Origin of the sequence: Brucella anthropi, from assembly GCF_046630315.1 — a bacterium.
GTDB lineage: Bacteria > Pseudomonadota > Alphaproteobacteria > Rhizobiales > Rhizobiaceae > Brucella > Brucella anthropi_A.
The window spans coordinates 26,708-43,813 of sequence record NZ_LQBD01000012.1; the positions used below are offsets into that span (position 1 = coordinate 26,708).

Below are 17,106 nucleotides of genomic sequence, written 5' to 3' on the forward strand. Positions count from 1 at the left end.
GGCTGTCATTGATCTAAATCAAAGACACCTGCCGGAAGGCCCGAAAAATAGGGAGAAGAGCCGTCTTCAGGGCTCGTCGTGATTCCGCTCCAGCCGGATCATGATATCGACATTCCCGATCGTATAGCCGGCAGGCGGGGCGGGGAGCGGGCCGACGCTTATCGATTCCGAAGGAATGTCGATGAGACGGTCTTCCGCGGCAATGTAGAAATGCGTGTGGTCGCCGGTATCGGTGTCGAAACAGGTGCGTTCGCCATTGAGGGATATCTTGCGGATGAGGCCGGCCTCGGCAAACTGGTTCAGCGTGTTGTAGACGGTCGCCACCGAAAGCCTTTCGCCCGCCGCCCGCGATTCGTCGTAAAGCGCATCCGGCGTTACATGCCGGTGTTGCTCAAGAAACAGCAATCGCCCGAGAGCCACGCGCTGGCGCGTCGGGCGAATGCCCGCCTGCCGCAGGATTGACCTGACTTTTGAGGCGGTCCGCATCGCGGAGCTTTTGTCTTTTCGTTCGGATTTCGGTTTGAAAAGCATGTTCGGCCTCACCGTTCCTGTCGGGCGAAACACCCCGTTCCTGGAGCGGTTCCTATTTTAACAGAATCACCAGAACCGCTCTAACTCTTTGTTTTATCGCATTTTCCTCACGCAAAACCGCTTCGCGCTTTTGCTGGAAATGCTCTAAGCCGCGCCTTGCCACCGGCAACCGCTGCATTCTCCGGCAGAGGAAAGACCGCCACGGGGAAGAGGGCGTTCGACCTGCCTGCATCGCGAAAGAAAAGTCACCTTTCTTTCATATTGCAAATAGTTCGCAATTGCAAGATATGGAAATCAGCGGATGCGTCGACGGCGATGATGCGGGATGGGGTGTTATGTCATCCGGCAATCGTGCCCGGCACGAGGATCGATGCGCTCAGCCCGCCTTCCGGGCGGTTTTGCAACTGCAATGCGCCGCCCATCCGCTCAACCGCCATTTTCACGATGGCGAGGCCGAGACCGCTGCCGGTTTCATTGCGGTGCGCGCCGCGGAAGAAACGCTCCGTCACATGCGGCATTTCGCTTTCGGGAATGCCCGGCCCGTCATCTTCCACGATGAGCCTGACCTTGCCCGCCTCCGCCTCGACCCGGCAGCGCACGACGCCATCCTTCGGCGAATGGTTGACGGCATTTTCGATCAGATTGCGCGCTGCAAGCGTGAAGAGATGCGGAAAGGGCAGCTGCACCGGCGGCATGGTTTGCGGCAGTTCGATGGAAACGCCGCGCTGGGCCGCAAGCATCCGCATGTCGGTGGAAACCGCAGCCAGAAGCTGGCATGCGGCCTCGCATGTCGGCGTTTCCGGTTCGTCGCTGGTCTCAAGCGCGGCGAGATCGAGAAGCTGGTTGGTGAGGCGGCTGGTGCGGTCGACGCCCGCCGCGATCTGACGCACCGCATTGGCGCGCATTGTCTCGTCCTTCGCGCCCTCGGCAATCTGCGCCTGCGTCTTCAGCCCGGCCAGCGGCGTCTTCAACTCATGCGCGGCAAAGATCGCAAAGTTGCGCTCGCGCTCGCGCGCTTCTTCGACACGATGGAAAAGCCCGTTCAGCGCCGTGACGGCAGGTGCGATTTCCTTGGGCAGGTTCTGTTCGGGCAGCGGGCGCAAATCCTCGGCCCGCCGTTTGGACAGCACGGAGGCAAGACGGCTCAGCGGGCTGAGGCCGCGCCGCACGCACAGCCAGATCATGAGCGCCAGAACGGGCAGCATCAGGAGCGCTGGCAGGACAAGGCCGGTCACGACATTCTGCACCAGCCTTTCGCGAATGCTCAGGCTGTCGCCCACCATGACGCGCAGGCCAAGCTGGGTATTTTCAACGGCGAACACGCGCCAGCGCTCGCCCGCGACTTCCGTATTGGAAAAGCCGTTGGCGACATTGGTGAGCCGCACGCCGGGCGCGCTTTCGGAGCGGCCCACCAAACTGCCGTCGAGCGCCCATATCTGGCAGAACAGCTGCCGGTCATAGAGCGGAAAATCCGGCATCGGCTTCAGCGATAATTGCCCGCCGTCCCCTTCCGGTCCCACCTCCACGCGATGCTCGGTCAAAAGCGAATTGACCATGCGCGCGGCTTCCATGAGGCGCGCATCGAGCACTTTTTCAAGCTGCGACTGGGTGCTGCTGTTGATCCACACCACGGCAAAAAGCCAGACAAGACAGGTGACGCCGATGAGGATGCCGGTCAGGCGGCTGCGAATGGAATTCATATGCTTGCCCCCGCCAGACGATAGCCGACCCCGCGCACGGTTTCGATATAGTCGGAACCGAGCTTGGAGCGCAGATGGTGGATATGGACTTCCACCGCATTGCTTTCCACTTCTTCCTGCCAGCCGTAAAGCGCTTCCTCCAGCGAGGATTTGGAGAAGGTGGCGGTCGGCCGTTCCATCAAGGCGCGCAGGATCGAGAATTCGCGCCGTGTCAGCCGGACGGGTTCGCCGTGGAAACGCACCGACATTTCCGCCGGATCGAGTTCGACGCCGCGCCATTCAAGCAGGGCATTGGCGCGCCCGGCGCCGCGCCGGGCGACGGCGCGCACGCGGGCTGCAAGCTCATGCAGATCGAAGGGCTTGCCGACATAATCATCAGCCCCCGCATCGAGCCCTGCAATGCGCTCTGGCACCTGATCGCGGGCGGTCAGCAGGAGAACCGGCGTCTCGTCGCGCGCCCGCCGCATCGTCTTGAGGATATCGAGGCCGGAGCCGTCCGGCAGCATGAGGTCGAGCACCACGGCGTTGTAATTCTGGGCGGCAAGGGCTGCTTGCGCATCGCCGCAATTCGACACGGCATCCACGGTGAAACCGGCAAGCCCCAACCCCACGGTCAGTCCGTCGAGAAGGATCGTGTCGTCTTCCACCACGAGTATGCGCATGAGTTCCTGTTTCCGCCTTGATTGACAACTAGAAGCATGGGGGCTTTTCCCTGCGCTACCTTAAGGCTGCCTTAAGGTGGCCGGAGCATTCGCCTTTTGCAATATGGATCAATTTGACCGAATCGAATTTATGCGGACAATCGTAATGCGTTTCCTTGCGAGCCTCGCCGGCTTGTTCATCAGTTTGTTTCTCGCGCTTGGCCCGGCATTGGCCGCGAACCCGCTGCCGGTCGGTCAGGCTTTCCGCCTCAATGTCGCGAAGGACGCGGATGGCCGTCTGGTATTCAACTGGCAGATCGCGGACGGTTATTATCTTTATCGCGACCACATAGAAGCGAAGGACGGGCAGGGAAATGCGCTTGCCGTCGACACGCAACCCGGCCAGCCCAAGGACGATCCGAATTTCGGGCGGCTTGAAGTCTATTACACCCATGCCGCAGCCAGCATCGAAACGGATGGCAAGCCGCTGGAACTGACCTATCAGGGCTGTCAGGAAGACGGCATCTGCTACCGCCCGGAAACCAGAACCATCGATCCTGTCACGCTCGCAATATCGAGCGAGAAAGGGCAAAAGGCAAAGGCGCTGGCGCAGGCATCGGCATTTGCGCCAGCTGCATCGCAACCCACGCCGCAGAATACGGCCTTCACCCTTGCGCCCGAAAAGGGTCTGGTCGAAGGGCTGCTCGATCGGGGCGGCACCGGGCTGGTGATCGCGGCATTTCTGGCTTTCGGCGTTCTGCTTGCTTTCACGCCGTGCGTTTTTCCCATCTATCCCATCCTCGCCGGAACACTGGCGCGGGAAGGGGAGAAGCTGACGGCAAAACGCGGCTTTGTGCTGTCTTCCGTCTATGTCGTCAGCCTTGCCCTGGGCTTTGCCATGGTGGGCGCAATTGCGGGCTGGTCGGGGCAAAACCTCCAGATGGTGCTGCAATCGAAATGGACTGCCCTTGCACTGGCCGGAATCTTCACGCTTCTGGCGCTCTCCATGTTCGGCCTGTTCCAGATCCAGCTTCCAAATTCCTGGGTCAGCGCGATTTCTTCGCGTACCGGCCAGCGCACGGGTTCAAAACGCTCGGCAGCCATTCTCGGCTTCTCGTCGGTGCTGATTGTCGGCCCTTGCGTGACGGCGCCGCTTGCGGGCGCGCTGCTCTATATCGCGCAGACGGCCAATGTCGCGCTCGGCGCTGCCGCCCTTTTTGCGCTCGGCATCGGCAAGGGGTTGCCGCTCATTGCTTTTGCCACGCTGGGTGCGGGCACGCTTCCGCGCGCAGGCGCATGGATGGAAACGGTGAAGCAGATTTTCGGCTTCGGTTTTCTGGCAACCGCAATCTTCATGGCCGCGCCGCTTCTGCCGCCCGGCGTGGACATGGTGCTGTGGGCGCTCCTGCTTTTCGGGACTGCAAGCTTTGCCTTTCTCAAAATTCCGGGACGCTCCGTTGTGGCGCGCACAATCGGCACGGCGGCCTTCGTCTACGGTGTCATTTTGATGCTTGGCGTGGCTTCGGGTGGAAAAGACCCGTTGCAACCGCTGGCCGCATTCGCTAACCGTGGCGGCAACCAGACTCCGGCCGCGCTGCAATTTGCGCCGGTCGAGACGGTTTCTTCCCTTCAGGAGAAACTTGGCAAGGCGCGCGGCGACAAGCCGACGCTGATCTATTTCACGGCGGACTGGTGCGTGAGCTGTTCCACCGTGGAGCGCCGGGTTTTGCCCGATGCTGACGTGAAGAAGGCGCTGGGTGGCTATCAGCTCATCAAGGCGGATGTTTCGCAGCTCACCGGCGGCAATGCCGATCTGATGGCAAGGCTTGGCGTGGCGGGACCGCCGACGATGATCTTCTTCGACCGCATCAGCAAGGAGCCGGAGGGAACCAGATTGGTGGGCGATATCACGACCGCCTCTATCGAACGTTCGGTCGGCCTTGTGGGCGATGGCCGGAAACAATGATCAATATGTTGAAAACGGCCTGGGGGCTTTGGAATTGACTATATCGGATGAAAAGCGGGATGCGCGGGCATCCCTGATGCGGATCGCGCTTGTGGCCTGCCTGCCTTTTGTTGCCGCAGCCTGCACGACGGCATCCGCGGATCGACCGATTGCCGTCACCATGCCGCAGCCGGTGGCCTTCATACCGGAGCCTGCTGCTGTTGAACCGGCACCAGAAGTGCAGACGGCAAAGAGCGAATATGAGACCATGTATGGCGCGGTGAACGATCGCGGCAATCTCATTCCCGCGCTTGACCTCAACAAGATCGCGGAACGCAATCTGCGCCGGGAAATCGACTATGCGACGACGGAACCGGCCGGGACCATCGTGGTCGATCCTCATGCGCGCTATCTCTATCTCGTGCAGCCGGGCGGCAAGGCGATCCGTTATTCGGTGGGCGTCGGTCGCGCCGGTCTGGCTTTCAAGGGCGATGCCAGGGTCGCCTACAAGTCGCAGTGGCCACGCTGGACGCCGACCGCCAACATGATCAAGCGCAATCCGGAACATTACGCAAAATACGCGAAAGGGCTGGAAGGCGGCATCCGCAATCCGCTTGGTGCCCGCGCGCTTTATCTTTATCGCGATGGCAAGGACACGCTTTACCGCATCCACGGCACCAACGAGCCCTGGTCGGTCGGCAAGGCTGCGTCGTCCGGCTGCATCCGCCTCTATAATCAGGACATCCTCGATCTTTACAAGCGCGCCCCCGCCGGTGCGCGTGTCGTCGTGTTGGACAAGGCCCAATCGGGCAAAGGAGCAAGCTCATGATGAACCGCCGTCAGATACTGGCCGCCACCGCAGCCGGTGCGGCAACGATTGCGCTTTCGGGCGGTGAAAGCCTTGCGCAGCGCGTGCCGACGGTCGCGGAAGTGCTGTACGACAAGGAAATTCCCGTTCTGGGCAACCCGAACGGCAATGTCACCATCGTGGAATATTTCGACTACCAATGCCCTTACTGCAAGAAGGGACATGGCGAGCTGATGCGTGTGGTCAAGAATGACGGCAATGTCCGCCTTGTCATGAAGGACTGGATCATCTTCGGCGACACGTCTGCCTATGCCGCGCGCCTCGTTCTGGCTGCGGAAAAATCCGGCGACTATGTGAAGGCGATGGAAGCCTTGATGGCAACGCCGGGCCGTCTCACGCCGGAACAGGTGGATGCGGCACTGAAGAAGGGCGGGCTTGATCCGGCAAAGCTCAATGCGGCCTATAAGGCCGATTCCAAGCGCATCAACGCCATTCTCAAACGCAATATGGATCAGGGTGAAGCCTTCAATTTCGGCGGCACCCCGTCCTTCGTCATTGGCACCAAGCTCTATGGCGGCGTGCTGAAGGAGCAGGAACTGATCGAGGCGATCAAGGACGCGCGAAAGTCCTGACCGGAAATGGTGGACGAAAGGGCAGAGTAAAACTCCGCCCTTTCTGCTTCAAAACGGATAATGCTGCGGGCCTTCGATGGTGATCCAGCGCAGGTCGGTAAACTCGTTGATGACGGCCTTTCCGCCGAAACGGCCATAGCCGGAGGATTTCACGCCGCCGAAAGGCATTTGCGCTTCGTCGGCGACCGTCGGGCCGTTGATGTGGCAGATGCCGGTTTCCAGCTTTTTCGAAAGCGCCAGCGCCCGTTTCACATCCTGGCTGAAGATCGCTGATGAGAGGCCGTATTCGGTGTCGTTGGCCACGCGGATCGCCTCTTCGGCATCCTTGACGCGGATGATGGGTTTCACCGGCCCGAAGGATTCCTGCGCATAGATATCCATATCCGGCGTCACGTGATCGATGATCGTCGCCTCGACGATGGAACCTTCGCGCTTGCCGCCCGCCAGAACCTTGCCGCCTTTCGCCACCGCATCCTTGATGAGGGCATCCATGCGCTCGGCCGATTTGAGATCGACCAGCGAACCGAGAACGACATGGCCGCGCGGATCGCCGGCGGGCAGGCTTCTGGCCTTGGCGGCAAGCTTTTCCGCAAAGGCATCCGCCACTGTCTCATGCACGATGAAGCGTTCCGTGGACATGCAGATCTGGCCCTGATTCATGAAGGCACCGAAGGCAGCCGCATCGACCGCCTGGTCGAGATCGGCATCCTCCAGCACGATGAAGGGCGCCTTGCCGCCCAGTTCCAAAAGCACCGGCTTCAGATGTTCCGCGGCCTGTCTGGCGATGATCTTGCCGACATGGGTGGAGCCGGTGAAATTGATGCGGCGGATCGCCGGATGGGCGACAAGGGCCGCGACGATTTCCGGCGCATCTTCTGGCGCATTGGAAATGACATTGACCACACCGGCAGGAAAGCCTGCATCGTTCAGCGTCCTGACGATCAGGTGATGAACGCCGGGGCAGGATTCCGACGACCGCAGGATAACCGTATTGCCGCAGGCAAGGGCTGCTGCAATCGCGCGCACGCCCAGAATGATCGGCGCGTTCCATGGCGCCATGCCGAGCACCACGCCGACCGGCTGGCGCACGGCCATGGAAACAATGCCGGGCTTGTCGGACGGGATGATCTCGCCGGTGATCTGTGTGGTGAGCGCTGCGGCCTCGCGCAGCACACCGGCGCCAAGATGGACATTGAAGCCCGACCATGGGGCGGTGGCGCCGGTTTCCTCCAGCATGAGGCGGGTGAATTCACCGGCCCGGCTTTCCATCAGGTCAGCCGCCTTGTTCAGAAGCGAACGGCGTTCGTTCGGCCCGGTTTCAGACCAGCTTTCAAAGGCTTTCGCGGCGGCTTTCGCAACCGCATCGACATCGGCGAGACTGGCCGCAGGCGCGGTGGTGGCGATTTTTCCAGTCACCGGGTCCTTGCGGTCGAATGTCTTGCCCGATGCGGATGCGGTTTCCCTGCCATCGATGATGAAGCCGATTGTCGTCATGGTCCTCTCCCTGTCTGCTTTTCGCATCATGGTATAAAAGATCGAAGCTTGCATGAGCCTTATTTGTGAACAGACTGTGCAACGGCGCTGTCTCGAATTTGAAAGCAAGCAGCGGAGTGTCGCTTCGGCGCGGTGGCATTAGCCTTCCTTCATACTCATATTGAAGGAATACGGACATGAACCTTATGACCATGAACACAAACGATCCCGACGAAAATCGCTGGCAGAAGGTGCTGGACCGCGACAAGGCGTCGGACGGTGCATTTGTCTATGCGGTGCGCACCACCGGCGTCTATTGCCGCCCATCATGCCCGTCGCGGCGCGGAAGGCGCGAAAATGTGCAGTTTTTCGATCGATGCGAGGATGCGGAACGCGCCGGTTTCCGGCCCTGCATGCGCTGCAAGCCGCATCTTTCCGCAACCTTGGCGACGCAGAACGGCACCCGCCATGCCGACATGGTCGCAAGCGCCTGCCGCTTCATCGAGACGGCGGAAGAAGTGCCCTCGCTTGAAGAAATAGCCGCATCCGTAAAGGCAAGCCCGGCCCATTTCCATCGTATATTCAAGGAATTCACGGGGCTGACCCCGAAAGCCTATGCCGATGCGCATCGCGCGAAAAGGATGCGGGCGGCACTCGATGCGCCGGAAATCCGCGTCACCGATGCCATCTATGATGCCGGTTACAATTCCAGCAGCCGTTTCTATGAGGCTTCGAACGGGATTTTGGGAATGACGCCAAAGGCTTACAGGCAGGGCGGCAAGAATGCGGATATTCGTTTCGCCATCGGCCAGTCGGCGCTTGGCGCCGTGCTGGTGGCCGCAAGCGACAAGGGCGTCTGTGCTATTTTGATGGGTGACGACCCGGAAGAACTGATCCGCGATCTGGAAAAGCGGTTTCCGCAGGCCAATCTCATCGGCGCGGACCGCGATTTCGAGGATATGGTGGCCGAGGTGGTCGGTTTCGTCGAAGCGCCGCGCATTGGGCTCAGCCTGCCGCTCGATCTGCAAGGAACGGCCTTCCAGCAGCGCGTCTGGCAGGCTTTGCGCGAAATTCCGGTCGGAAAAACAGTGAGTTACACCGAAATTGCCGAACGGATAGGCGCACCGAAATCGGTGCGGGCGGTGGCACAGGCCTGCGCGGCCAACAAGATCGCCGTCGCGGTTCCGTGCCACCGGGTGGTGCGCAACGATGGCGGCATCTCCGGCTATCGCTGGGGCATCGAACGCAAGCGCGATCTCCTGAAGCGGGAGCGCCAGGCATGAACGGACATGAACCCGCGCAGGTGGACAAGATCGCCGCCTATGACTGGCAAAAAGCGGGTGCCGAACTGGATGCGTTCGGCACCACAATCCTTGAAAACATGATTTCGCCGCAGGATTGCCGTGATTTAGCCGCCGGCTACTACAATCTGGCCGCATTTCGGACCGTTATTTCGATGCGAAAACACGGTTTTGGGCGCGGAGAATACAAATATTACGCAAATCCCATTCCTGCCTTAATTTGGAATCTGCGCCGGAAGCTTTATTTTCAGCTGGCGCCCATCGCCAATCGGTGGAGCGAACGGCTGGGATCGGATGTCCGTTTTCCCCCGACCCATGACGAATTTCTGGACCGATGCCACGCAGCAGGACAGACCCGCCCGACGCCGCTCATCCTGCACTATGTCGAGGGTGACTATAATTGCCTGCATCAGGATATTTACGGCGACATCGCTTTTCCATTGCAGGTTGCAATTCTGCTTTCCGAGCCTGGGAGGGATTTCACGGGCGGGGAATTCGTCCTGACCGAACAGCGCCCGCGCATGCAAAGCCGGGCGGAAGTCGTGCCGCTCAGGCAGGGGGATGGCGTGGTTTTCGCGGTCAATGACCGCCCGATGCAGGGCACGCGCGGCGATTATCGCGTCAGGATGCGGCATGGTGTCAGCCGCATCAGGTCGGGCAAGCGGCATACGCTGGGCATAATCTTTCACGATTCCAGATAGAGGTTGAAACCGGGGTTTCGATGGCTTTTGATCGCGACAAAGCGATCGAAGGAGTCGGATATGAGCGTGACCATCTACGGGATCAAGAACTGCGACACCATGAAGAAGGCGCGCAGCTGGCTTGAAAACCACGGCATCGATTACGCCTTTCACGATTACAAGAAGGAAGGGCTCGACGGCGAAACGCTGGACCGTTTCCTGAAATCTATTCCGTGGGAACAATTGCTCAACCGGGCTGGGACGACATTTCGCAAACTGCCGGAAGAAGAGCGCCGGACCGTCGATGCCGCCAAGGCGCGGGAACTGATGCTGGCGCAGCCTTCCATGGTCAAGCGTCCGGTGCTCGATCACGACGGAAAGCTGACGGTCGGTTTCAAGCCGGATCAATATGAAACGTATTTTAGCACTTGAGCATATTAACTGCCGCCATAGATAGCGTCTCATCGTTCGGGAACGGTTTCGCCTTTAATGTCTGGCGGGCCGTTTCGTTTTTGTAGCGGCTTTTCCGGCAGGAAAGGCCGAAGAAGATGAGGATGCTCATGCAGCAAATCATTGCGAAGACGGTGCAGCACTGGTCGGCAAGCTGGCGCGATTCACTGATGGCCTGCGTGGCGGGCAGTCTGGCCTGGCTGATCTGTCAGGTTCTGCTTGGTCAGCCAAAGCCGATTTTCGCCATGGTGACGGGGGTTGCCTGCCTTGCGCCCAACTTGCCCAACCACGGCAAGCAGGCAATTCGCGTGGTGCTGGGCGTCACGACGGGCGTGGTGGTGGCGGAGCTTTCGCTGTTTTTGCCGCAGACGATATCGGTTCTGCATACGGGCGTGGTGGCATTTGTGGCCATGGTGCTTGCCACCTCATTCGGCACGGCGCCCGCCATTCCCATCCAGGCCGGTGTTTCGGCCATTCTGGTGCTGGCGATGGGCCCGCAGGAGGCGGGCCTGACACGGTTGACCGATGTGGTGGTCGGGGCGGGTGTCGGGCTGATGTTCAGCCAGATATTGATGACGCCCGACCCGGTGCAGGTAATAGACCGCGCGGTGCGCGGCCTTCTGGACCCGGTTGCCGATGGATTGCGCCGGTCCGCGATCGTGCTCAAGGATGACAATCCGGAAGAAGCCAACACCGCCATCACCCAGTTCATCGAGGCGCATCGCGCGGTGGTGGCGCTGGGCGACGGGCTTGCGCTTGCGCGCAGCGATGCGCGCTGGTCGCTTCGCGGGCGTCTGGCGGCGCATGAAATCACCGACATGGCAAGCCGCTATGAGCGGCGCGGCATCCGTCTTTATGCGGCGGCGCTTCTTTTCGGCGAGGCGCTGGGCAATGCGCTGCGAAAGAAGGAGACGGAGCCGCCGGAATGGCTGGCGAATGCCTTGCAGATCGTCATCGGCAATTGCTCGGTGGAGGCGAGCGAAGATCCGCATCGCCTTCCGCCGATCCCGAAGGATGTGCCCTTTGGCTGGCGTGAATGCATTCACCGCCTGGAAGGCCTTCAGGACACATTGCTGCATTTCCTGCATTCGAACATGCCGGACAGCGTTTCCGTTCCAAGGGGAAAGGCCGGGGAAAAGAAGGCATCGGCAGAGACGTGAGGCTTCCCTGCGGCGTCACGCCGCCGGGAGTTCCCGCCGTTCCACTATGCGGTCGATCAGCCCCCATTCGAGCCCCTGTTCGGCGGTCATGAAATTATCGCGGTCAAGCGCGCGTTCTGCTTCTTCATAGGTGCGCCCGCAATGTTCGGCATAAAGACGCGTCATCAGCCGCTTGGTTCGTTGGGCTTCCTCGGCATGGATGAAGATGTCGGATGCCTGCCCCTGAAAGCCGCCGGAGGGCTGGTGAACAAGCAGGTTTGCATTGGGAAGGGCGGCACGATGGCCGGGCTCCCCGGCCATCAGCAGGAAGGAGCCCATCGAACGGGCCGTCCCCATGCAAAGCGTATGCACGGGCGCACGGACATAGCGCATCGTGTCATAGATTGCGAAGCCGCTGGTGACAACGCCGCCCGGCGAGTTGATATAGAGATTGATCGGCTGCCTTGCGTTTTCCGCTTCCAGAAACAGCAATTGCGCGCAGATCAGGGCGGACAGGCTGTCATTCACCTCGCCATTGAGAAAGATGATCCTTTCGCGCAGCAGGCGTGAATAGATATCGAAGGACCGTTCGCCACGGCTCGACTGTTCGACGACCATAGGGACGAGTTGCATCGTTTCGCGCATCGGCGAACTCCTCTCTTCCAGAACTTCGGGGGGAGGTGGATGGTTTAGAGCATTTCCAGCAAAAGTGTGAAACGGTTTTGCGTGAGGCAAATGCGACAAAACAAATAGTTAGAGCGGTTCCGACGATTCTGTTAAAACAGGAACCGCTCTAGGCTGCTCGCATCGTCGCCACCCGGTTGCTGTTGGCGGCCACCGCCGCGACGCGTTTCAGGCGCGTGTCGCTCAGCACATGGATGACGCGCAGACAAGTGCCGCCGGAAATGTCCGGGACAATGCGAAACGTGACAGTGCTTTCCAGAAAGGGTGGTTCGCTTTCCCGCATCCGGTAGCTGATCTCCTCACCGGGTTTGCAGGATAGAGGCTCCGGTTCGGCCAAGGCCCCGGATGGAAGCCAGTTTTCGCGAAACTCCGGAATGCTGATCGCGCGCCACACTTTCTGCGGCGCCGCATCCAGTGCATATTCCAGCTCGATGCCTTTTCCACGCGGTTCTTCCTGCCGGTCGGTCATTGGTCCATATCCTTCAGCAAGGTTTTGAGAGCGTCGATACGTTCCGGCCAATAGGCGCGGTATTTCGCCAGCCAGTTCGCGATGAGCATCAGTCCGTGCGGATCGACCTCGTAATTGACGAAGCGCCCCGCGCGTTCCTCACGCACCAGTCCCGCGCCGCGCAGCACCGCCAGATGCTGCGACATTGCGGGCTGGCTGATCTTCATGCCTTCCCGCAGCGCGCTTGCATTCATGCTGCCCGATGCCAGCTTTTCGAAAATCATCCGCCGCGTCGGATCGGCAAGCGCCCGGAATATATCGTTGAATATATCGTTCTCGTACATGGAATCACATAAGCACGCACTTATGTGATTCGCAAGAGGATATTTGGCGGAAGCCGCTTCGATCAGTCAGATGAATGAAACTGCATGGTGAAGACATTGCCGGCGATGCCCTCCGCCAGCGAGGGGGCAAGTTTCAGCGGCGTGCATTTTTCGACCGCTTCGATTGCAGCCTTCACAAATGCCTTTTTGGCCTTGTCATCACCCTCGACGTTGATCGCGCTGGCACGCGGCGGTCCTATCAGGCTTCCGTCTCGCCTGAAGCTGAAACTGAGGGTAACGGCGGAATTCCTGCTGTCCGAAGGCGGGGACCAGCAGGCGTTCAGCGCGCTGCCGACATCGTTCATCGTTTTCAGCTCCTGCGCCTGAGCGGCCCCTGCGGCAGTAATCGTAACGGCGGTCAACAGACAAACGGATAATCCCGATCTATTCATCCCGATCCTCCATCAAGAAAGTGTCGTCAATCTATTGTAGGCCTGCTTTGTCGGAGTTCAAATGCAACCCTGTTGTTTGGGTCTTGAGGGGGAACGATGTTCAGCCTCAATCCGCGTGATCGGTCCGATCAGAAAAATTCAATTGTCCCCGGATGGCGGAGGTTTATTTTCCCGCCCATGACCGAGACCTCCCTTGAGCGCATCCCCCGTTCACACCATCGCACTGCCGTCCGTTATGCTTTCGGCGGGTTCCTCGCCATGGCTGCCGCCATGGGGATCGGGCGTTTCATCTACACGCCGATCCTGCCGGGCATGATGGCCGATATCGGCTTCACCGCTGCCGATGCGGGCTTCATCGCCTCGGCGAACTACATCGGCTATCTGCTGGGGGCGATCGTCGCCGGCTATGGATGGTCTGCGGGTATCGAGCGGGCAGGCGTCATTGCGGGCCTGATAATCAGCGCATTGCTATGCGCCGCCATGGCGCTTTTTGATGGGGTCTGGCTGTTCTCGATCATTCGTTTTGCTGCCGGTTTCACCAGCGCGGTGACGATGATTCTCTGCACGGCAATCGTGCTCAGCCATTTGAGCCATGTAAGCAATGTCACGGCGGCGGACAAGGCAGGGCTTGGCGCGCTGCATTTCGGCGGTGTGGGCAGCGGCATTGCGCTTTCCGCCGTCCTGGTGGCGCTGATCCGTTTTGCCGGGCAGGGCTGGCGGGCCGACTGGATTGGTGCTGCCGTTCTGACCATCGTGATGGCTGTTCTGGTTGCGGCTTTTGTCCGGGAGGGGCCGGTCGGCGGCAATGGCGGCATGCGTGAGCCGCCGCTTCCCAAAAGCGCCGCCTTCAACGCGCTGGCGCTGGCCTATGGCATTTTCGGCTTTGGCTATGTGATCACCGCCACGTTCCTCATCGCAATCGTGCGCGCGACCGATGGCGGTCCGCTGATGGAAGCGGCTGTGTGGGTGGTGACGGGCCTGACCGCCGCGCCCTCGATCTGGCTTTGGGCCCCGGCTGCGAAGAAATGCGGTCTTTTCAACGCCTTTGCCCTGACGGCCATACTCGAAGCCGTCGGCGTTGCGGCAAGCGTCGTGCTGGCGCCGCCGCTCGGCCCCCTGGTGGGCGGCGCGCTTCTGGGCCTCACCTTCATGGCGTTGACCGCATTCGGATTGCAGATCGCCCGCATGCTTGCACCGGCTTCTCCCAAACGCGCTCTGGCGCGGATGACGGTCTGCTTCAGTATCGGCCAGATCGTCGGCCCGCTGGCCGCGGGCTTCATGGCGCAACGGTCGGGTTCGTTCACCTCGGCCAGCCTGGCCGCAGCGCTTTCGCTGGTGGTTGTCGCGGTGCTCGGCATCGCGGCAGGACGCGCCGCAAAAAGCCCTGACAGATTATAGGTCCCAAAACTTACGGGAATTTAACTGGCAAAAACATAAATTCCGGCGTTTTATAACAAGAATCCCCACCAAGCCGGATTGAAACTCAGTGTTTGTGTCATTTTTCCCCCGCCCCAAATTATTCTTCTGGTCAGCTTTGGTCTGGAGCCTGCTGGCAATACTTGGCTGGTACAATGGAGGGGAGGCGCTTGGCGCATGGTTCGGCCTGCCGCCTCTGGCGCCCGGTACCGCGCCGGTTATCGGTGCAAGCCTGTTCTGGTCGACGCCGTTTCTGTGGTTCTATATCTATTTCGTGGTGGCGACATTCGCCTTCTACCTGTGCTGGGCATTGTTTTCACCGCACCCCTGGCAGCGCTGGTCGATCCTGGGATCGGCCCTGATCCTGTTCACCACCTATTTCGGCGTGCAGGTCAGCGTGGCGGTCAATGCCTGGTATGGCCCGTTCTACGATCTGGTTCAAAAAGGGCTGACCACGCCCGGAGCGGTTTCCGCGGCTGATTTCTATTGGGGGCTGGTCGATTTTGCGGGCATCGCCTTTCTTGCCATCACCGTCGGCGTGCTGAGCCTTTTCTTCGTCAGCCATTACATCTTCCGCTGGCGCACGGCGATGAACGACTATTACATGAGCCACTGGCCCAAATTGCGCCATATTGAGGGCGCCGCGCAGCGCGTGCAGGAAGACACGATGCGCTTTTCCACAACGCTGGAACAGCTCGGCGTCAGCCTCGTCAAATCCGTGATGACCCTGATCGCCTTTTTGCCGGTGCTGTTCACTTTTTCCGAAAAGGTCAACGAATTGCCGATCATCGGCCTTGTTCCGCATGCGCTCGTCTGGGCGGCGGTTCTCTGGGCGCTGTTCGGCACCGGCTTTCTGGCGCTGGTGGGCATCAAGCTGCCGGGACTGGAATTCAACAACCAGCGGGTGGAGGCCGCCTATCGCAAGGAACTGGTTTATGGTGAGGACCATGCCGACCGCGCCGCGCCTCTTACCATGCGCGAATTGTTCGGCAATGTCCGGCGCAACTATTTCCGGCTCTATTTCCATTATGTCTATTTCAATGTGGCCCGCATTTTCTATCTCCAGGCGGACAATATCTTTCCGCTCGTCATCCTGATCCCGTCTATTGTCGCGGGTAAACTGACGCTGGGCCTCATGAGCCAGATTTCCAACGTATTCGATCAGGTGCGCGGATCGTTCCAGTATCTCGTCAATTCATGGACGACGATCATCGAATTGCTGTCGATCTACAAACGTCTGAGGGCTTTCGAGGCGGTCATTCACAACGAGCCGCTGCCTTCGCTGGAGCAGGCAAATCTGGAAACAACGCCGTCAATATAGGGAGAGGTTCAGGACCTGTTCTGGCCTGTATGGATGGCCTCCTTGCCGAGGCTGTCCAGATAATCGCTATAGGTGGTGCATTTGACGTCCGGCTTGGTGCAGACTTCCGACACCAGCCGTTCCATGGCGCGCCAATAGGCGCCGTCATTCATCAGCACGAAATGGAACCCCAATTGAAGCGGAATGCGCTCGCCCGCATATTGCCTGTCGAACGCCGCCCGAAAAGCCTTGTAGGCCCGCTCCTCGAAAGCGGCCGCTTGCTGGGGCGCTTCCTTGCCCTTCGAGTGGCGGACATAGAGATTATAGTCCATCGCCACGATGGGGCGCTGCGACGGGCCTTCCGGAACAAGCGGCAGGCCGAATGAGGCAAACGGACCGGAAAAGGCCGGCTCTTCCGGGCCGCGCGTGACGGACGATGCCTGATAGCGGAAACCGTTGGCCTTGAGCGCGTCCTGCACCGGCTTCGATGCGGCGAGATAGGGCGCACGGAAGCCGTCAATGCCCCTCAGCGCCAGATCGCGCCAGCCTTCCGGTTCTCCATCGATGCCATTGTTCTTATAGGCATCAGCGGTAATGCGGCGGAATTCCCCGATCTCCTGGTTCCAGTCGGCGGTCGACCAGTCGGTGCCGTCAAAATGGCCGCAGCCATGGCTGGCGATCTCGTTGCCTTCCAGATGCGCCTGCCAGATATTGCCAAGGCGGGCGGCGACTTCGTCGCGGCTCAGCGCAAAGCCGACATTGGACGATCCTGCCCGCTTGTGGGGCGGTTTGTAATCGCGCCGGTCCTGCTTCGTCATCAGGAAGACGCAGGACAGAAAATAGGTGAAATGGGCGTTGTTCTTGCTTGCCAGCGCGCGCGAGCGGGTCCACAGCGCATTGTCATGGGCGCCATCGAAGGAAATCAGCACATATTGCGGCTTTGCGGACATTGGTTCTGCCTGTGCAGCGCAGGTGGCCAGAACCAGGGCGGACAGAAGAAAAGGGCGGGGGGACAGAAAGCGCATGAATCACGAAACGAAACGGGGGAGGAACGGTTCCACTAGTTCTTGAATAAGGCTATTGTCGGACCGAAATGCACTTTGTAACACGTGTTTCGGCTTATTTCGCCGACGGGTCTTACATATGGCGCGAAATGCGACTAAAAGCGCCAGAACGAACAAAT

The 17,106-nt window shown here is 60.0% G+C and carries 18 protein-coding genes; 9 read left to right on the forward strand and 9 right to left on the reverse strand.

Annotated elements, in window-relative coordinates:
- Positions 1–66: 66 nt before the first annotated feature.
- From irrA to AVM02_RS08150, 3 genes are all read right to left on the reverse strand, one after another.
- The gene (gene irrA, locus AVM02_RS08140) at positions 67–531 is read right to left on the reverse strand and encodes an iron response transcriptional regulator IrrA (protein ID WP_411506466.1); all 465 of its coding nucleotides are present in this window, start codon (positions 529–531) and stop codon (positions 67–69) included.
- A gap of 338 nt (positions 532–869) precedes the next feature.
- Positions 870–2,231, reverse strand: coding sequence for an ATP-binding protein (locus AVM02_RS08145; protein WP_411506467.1), 1,362 nt, complete (start codon positions 2,229–2,231; stop codon positions 870–872).
- Positions 2,228–2,893 carry a response regulator gene (locus AVM02_RS08150; protein ID WP_411506468.1) on the reverse strand — a complete coding sequence of 222 codons (666 nt, stop codon included), beginning with the start codon at positions 2,891–2,893 and terminating at the stop codon, positions 2,228–2,230. Before AVM02_RS08150 ends, AVM02_RS08145 begins: the two co-directional genes overlap by 4 nt.
- A gap of 145 nt (positions 2,894–3,038) precedes the next feature.
- Here AVM02_RS08150 and dsbD point away from each other — a divergent pair, with 145 nt between their 5' ends.
- From dsbD to AVM02_RS08165, 3 genes are all read left to right on the forward strand, one after another.
- Positions 3,039–4,838, forward strand: a complete 1,800-nt coding sequence (gene dsbD, locus AVM02_RS08155) for a protein-disulfide reductase DsbD (protein ID WP_411506469.1) — start codon at positions 3,039–3,041, stop codon at positions 4,836–4,838.
- A 76-nt stretch (positions 4,839–4,914) separates the two neighbouring features.
- Positions 4,915–5,646 carry a L,D-transpeptidase gene (locus tag AVM02_RS08160; protein WP_411506537.1) on the forward strand — a complete coding sequence of 244 codons (732 nt, stop codon included), beginning with the start codon at positions 4,915–4,917 and terminating at the stop codon, positions 5,644–5,646.
- The gene (locus tag AVM02_RS08165; protein ID WP_411506470.1) at positions 5,643–6,257 is read left to right on the forward strand and encodes a DsbA family protein; all 615 of its coding nucleotides are present in this window, start codon (positions 5,643–5,645) and stop codon (positions 6,255–6,257) included. Before AVM02_RS08160 ends, AVM02_RS08165 begins: the two co-directional genes overlap by 4 nt.
- Before the next feature lie 48 nt (positions 6,258–6,305).
- Here AVM02_RS08165 and AVM02_RS08170 read toward each other — a convergent pair whose 3' ends face one another.
- Entirely contained in the window at positions 6,306–7,751 is a 1,446-nt protein-coding gene (locus tag AVM02_RS08170; protein ID WP_411506471.1) for an aldehyde dehydrogenase, read from the reverse strand.
- A gap of 176 nt (positions 7,752–7,927) precedes the next feature.
- Here AVM02_RS08170 and ada point away from each other — a divergent pair, with 176 nt between their 5' ends.
- The 4 genes from ada to AVM02_RS08190 all read left to right on the forward strand — a co-directional run bounded on the left by ada (position 7,928) and on the right by AVM02_RS08190 (position 11,321).
- Positions 7,928–9,013 carry a bifunctional DNA-binding transcriptional regulator/O6-methylguanine-DNA methyltransferase Ada gene (ada, locus tag AVM02_RS08175; protein ID WP_411506472.1) on the forward strand — a complete coding sequence of 362 codons (1,086 nt, stop codon included), beginning with the start codon at positions 7,928–7,930 and terminating at the stop codon, positions 9,011–9,013.
- Positions 9,010–9,732, forward strand: a complete 723-nt coding sequence (locus tag AVM02_RS08180) for a 2OG-Fe(II) oxygenase (protein WP_411506473.1) — start codon at positions 9,010–9,012, stop codon at positions 9,730–9,732. Before ada ends, AVM02_RS08180 begins: the two co-directional genes overlap by 4 nt.
- 60 nt (positions 9,733–9,792) lie before the next feature.
- Entirely contained in the window at positions 9,793–10,143 is a 351-nt protein-coding gene (locus tag AVM02_RS08185; protein WP_411506474.1) for an ArsC family reductase, read from the forward strand.
- 128 nt (positions 10,144–10,271) lie between these two features.
- Positions 10,272–11,321 carry an FUSC family protein gene (locus AVM02_RS08190; protein WP_411506475.1) on the forward strand — a complete coding sequence of 350 codons (1,050 nt, stop codon included), beginning with the start codon at positions 10,272–10,274 and terminating at the stop codon, positions 11,319–11,321.
- Between the two features lie 15 nt (positions 11,322–11,336).
- Here the strand turns inward: AVM02_RS08190 and AVM02_RS08195 are convergent, their stop codons facing one another.
- The 4 genes from AVM02_RS08195 to AVM02_RS08210 form a co-directional block, all read right to left on the reverse strand.
- Entirely contained in the window at positions 11,337–11,945 is a 609-nt protein-coding gene (locus AVM02_RS08195; RefSeq protein ID WP_411506476.1) for an ATP-dependent Clp protease proteolytic subunit, read from the reverse strand.
- Between the two features lie 148 nt (positions 11,946–12,093).
- Positions 12,094–12,453 carry an SRPBCC family protein gene (locus AVM02_RS08200; RefSeq protein ID WP_411506477.1) on the reverse strand — a complete coding sequence of 120 codons (360 nt, stop codon included), beginning with the start codon at positions 12,451–12,453 and terminating at the stop codon, positions 12,094–12,096.
- A complete protein-coding gene (locus AVM02_RS08205) occupies positions 12,450–12,776 on the reverse strand; it encodes an ArsR/SmtB family transcription factor (RefSeq protein WP_411506478.1) in 327 nt (108 codons plus the stop codon). Before AVM02_RS08205 ends, AVM02_RS08200 begins: the two co-directional genes overlap by 4 nt.
- 62 nt (positions 12,777–12,838) lie before the next feature.
- A complete protein-coding gene (locus AVM02_RS08210) occupies positions 12,839–13,207 on the reverse strand; it encodes a hypothetical protein (protein ID WP_411506479.1) in 369 nt (122 codons plus the stop codon).
- Positions 13,208–13,384: 177 nt separating this feature from the next.
- Between AVM02_RS08210 and AVM02_RS08215 the strand changes: the two genes are divergently transcribed.
- Together AVM02_RS08215 and sbmA are read left to right on the forward strand one after the other, a co-directional pair.
- Positions 13,385–14,605: a YbfB/YjiJ family MFS transporter gene (locus AVM02_RS08215; RefSeq protein WP_411506480.1), complete on the forward strand. Its 1,221-nt coding sequence runs from the start codon at positions 13,385–13,387 to the stop codon at positions 14,603–14,605.
- Positions 14,606–14,693: 88 nt separating this feature from the next.
- Positions 14,694–15,944, forward strand: a complete 1,251-nt coding sequence (gene sbmA / locus AVM02_RS08220; protein WP_411506481.1) for a peptide antibiotic transporter SbmA — start codon at positions 14,694–14,696, stop codon at positions 15,942–15,944.
- 8 nt (positions 15,945–15,952) lie between these two features.
- On the opposite strand, the gene AVM02_RS08225 is transcribed toward sbmA, so the two are convergent.
- Positions 15,953–16,948: a polysaccharide deacetylase family protein gene (locus AVM02_RS08225; protein ID WP_411506482.1), complete on the reverse strand. Its 996-nt coding sequence runs from the start codon at positions 16,946–16,948 to the stop codon at positions 15,953–15,955.
- Positions 16,949–17,106 lie beyond the last annotated feature (158 nt).

Excerpts from the sequence above, each read along its gene's own strand:
- AVM02_RS08190 (WP_411506475.1), top strand. The coding sequence starts at position 10,272 with ATGCAGCAAATCATTGCGAAGACGGTGCAGCACTGGTCGGCAAGCTGG.
- AVM02_RS08150 (WP_411506468.1), bottom strand. The coding sequence starts at position 2,893 with ATGCGCATACTCGTGGTGGAAGACGACACGATCCTTCTCGACGGACTG.
- irrA (WP_411506466.1), bottom strand. The coding sequence starts at position 531 with ATGCTTTTCAAACCGAAATCCGAACGAAAAGACAAAAGCTCCGCGATG.
- AVM02_RS08165 (WP_411506470.1), top strand. The coding sequence starts at position 5,643 with ATGATGAACCGCCGTCAGATACTGGCCGCCACCGCAGCCGGTGCGGCA.
- AVM02_RS08160 (WP_411506537.1), top strand. The coding sequence starts at position 4,915 with ATGCGGATCGCGCTTGTGGCCTGCCTGCCTTTTGTTGCCGCAGCCTGC.
- AVM02_RS08145 (WP_411506467.1), bottom strand. The coding sequence starts at position 2,231 with ATGAATTCCATTCGCAGCCGCCTGACCGGCATCCTCATCGGCGTCACC.
- AVM02_RS08180 (WP_411506473.1), top strand. The coding sequence starts at position 9,010 with ATGAACGGACATGAACCCGCGCAGGTGGACAAGATCGCCGCCTATGAC.
- AVM02_RS08195 (WP_411506476.1), bottom strand. The coding sequence starts at position 11,945 with ATGCGCGAAACGATGCAACTCGTCCCTATGGTCGTCGAACAGTCGAGC.
- AVM02_RS08215 (WP_411506480.1), top strand. The coding sequence starts at position 13,385 with ATGACCGAGACCTCCCTTGAGCGCATCCCCCGTTCACACCATCGCACT.
- dsbD (WP_411506469.1), top strand. The coding sequence starts at position 3,039 with ATGCGTTTCCTTGCGAGCCTCGCCGGCTTGTTCATCAGTTTGTTTCTC.
- AVM02_RS08225 (WP_411506482.1), bottom strand. The coding sequence starts at position 16,948 with ATGCGCTTTCTGTCCCCCCGCCCTTTTCTTCTGTCCGCCCTGGTTCTG.
- AVM02_RS08200 (WP_411506477.1), bottom strand. The coding sequence starts at position 12,453 with ATGACCGACCGGCAGGAAGAACCGCGTGGAAAAGGCATCGAGCTGGAA.
- AVM02_RS08185 (WP_411506474.1), top strand. The coding sequence starts at position 9,793 with ATGAGCGTGACCATCTACGGGATCAAGAACTGCGACACCATGAAGAAG.
- AVM02_RS08170 (WP_411506471.1), bottom strand. The coding sequence starts at position 7,751 with ATGACGACAATCGGCTTCATCATCGATGGCAGGGAAACCGCATCCGCA.
- AVM02_RS08205 (WP_411506478.1), bottom strand. The coding sequence starts at position 12,776 with ATGTACGAGAACGATATATTCAACGATATATTCCGGGCGCTTGCCGAT.
- ada (WP_411506472.1), top strand. The coding sequence starts at position 7,928 with ATGAACCTTATGACCATGAACACAAACGATCCCGACGAAAATCGCTGG.
- AVM02_RS08210 (WP_411506479.1), bottom strand. The coding sequence starts at position 13,207 with ATGAATAGATCGGGATTATCCGTTTGTCTGTTGACCGCCGTTACGATT.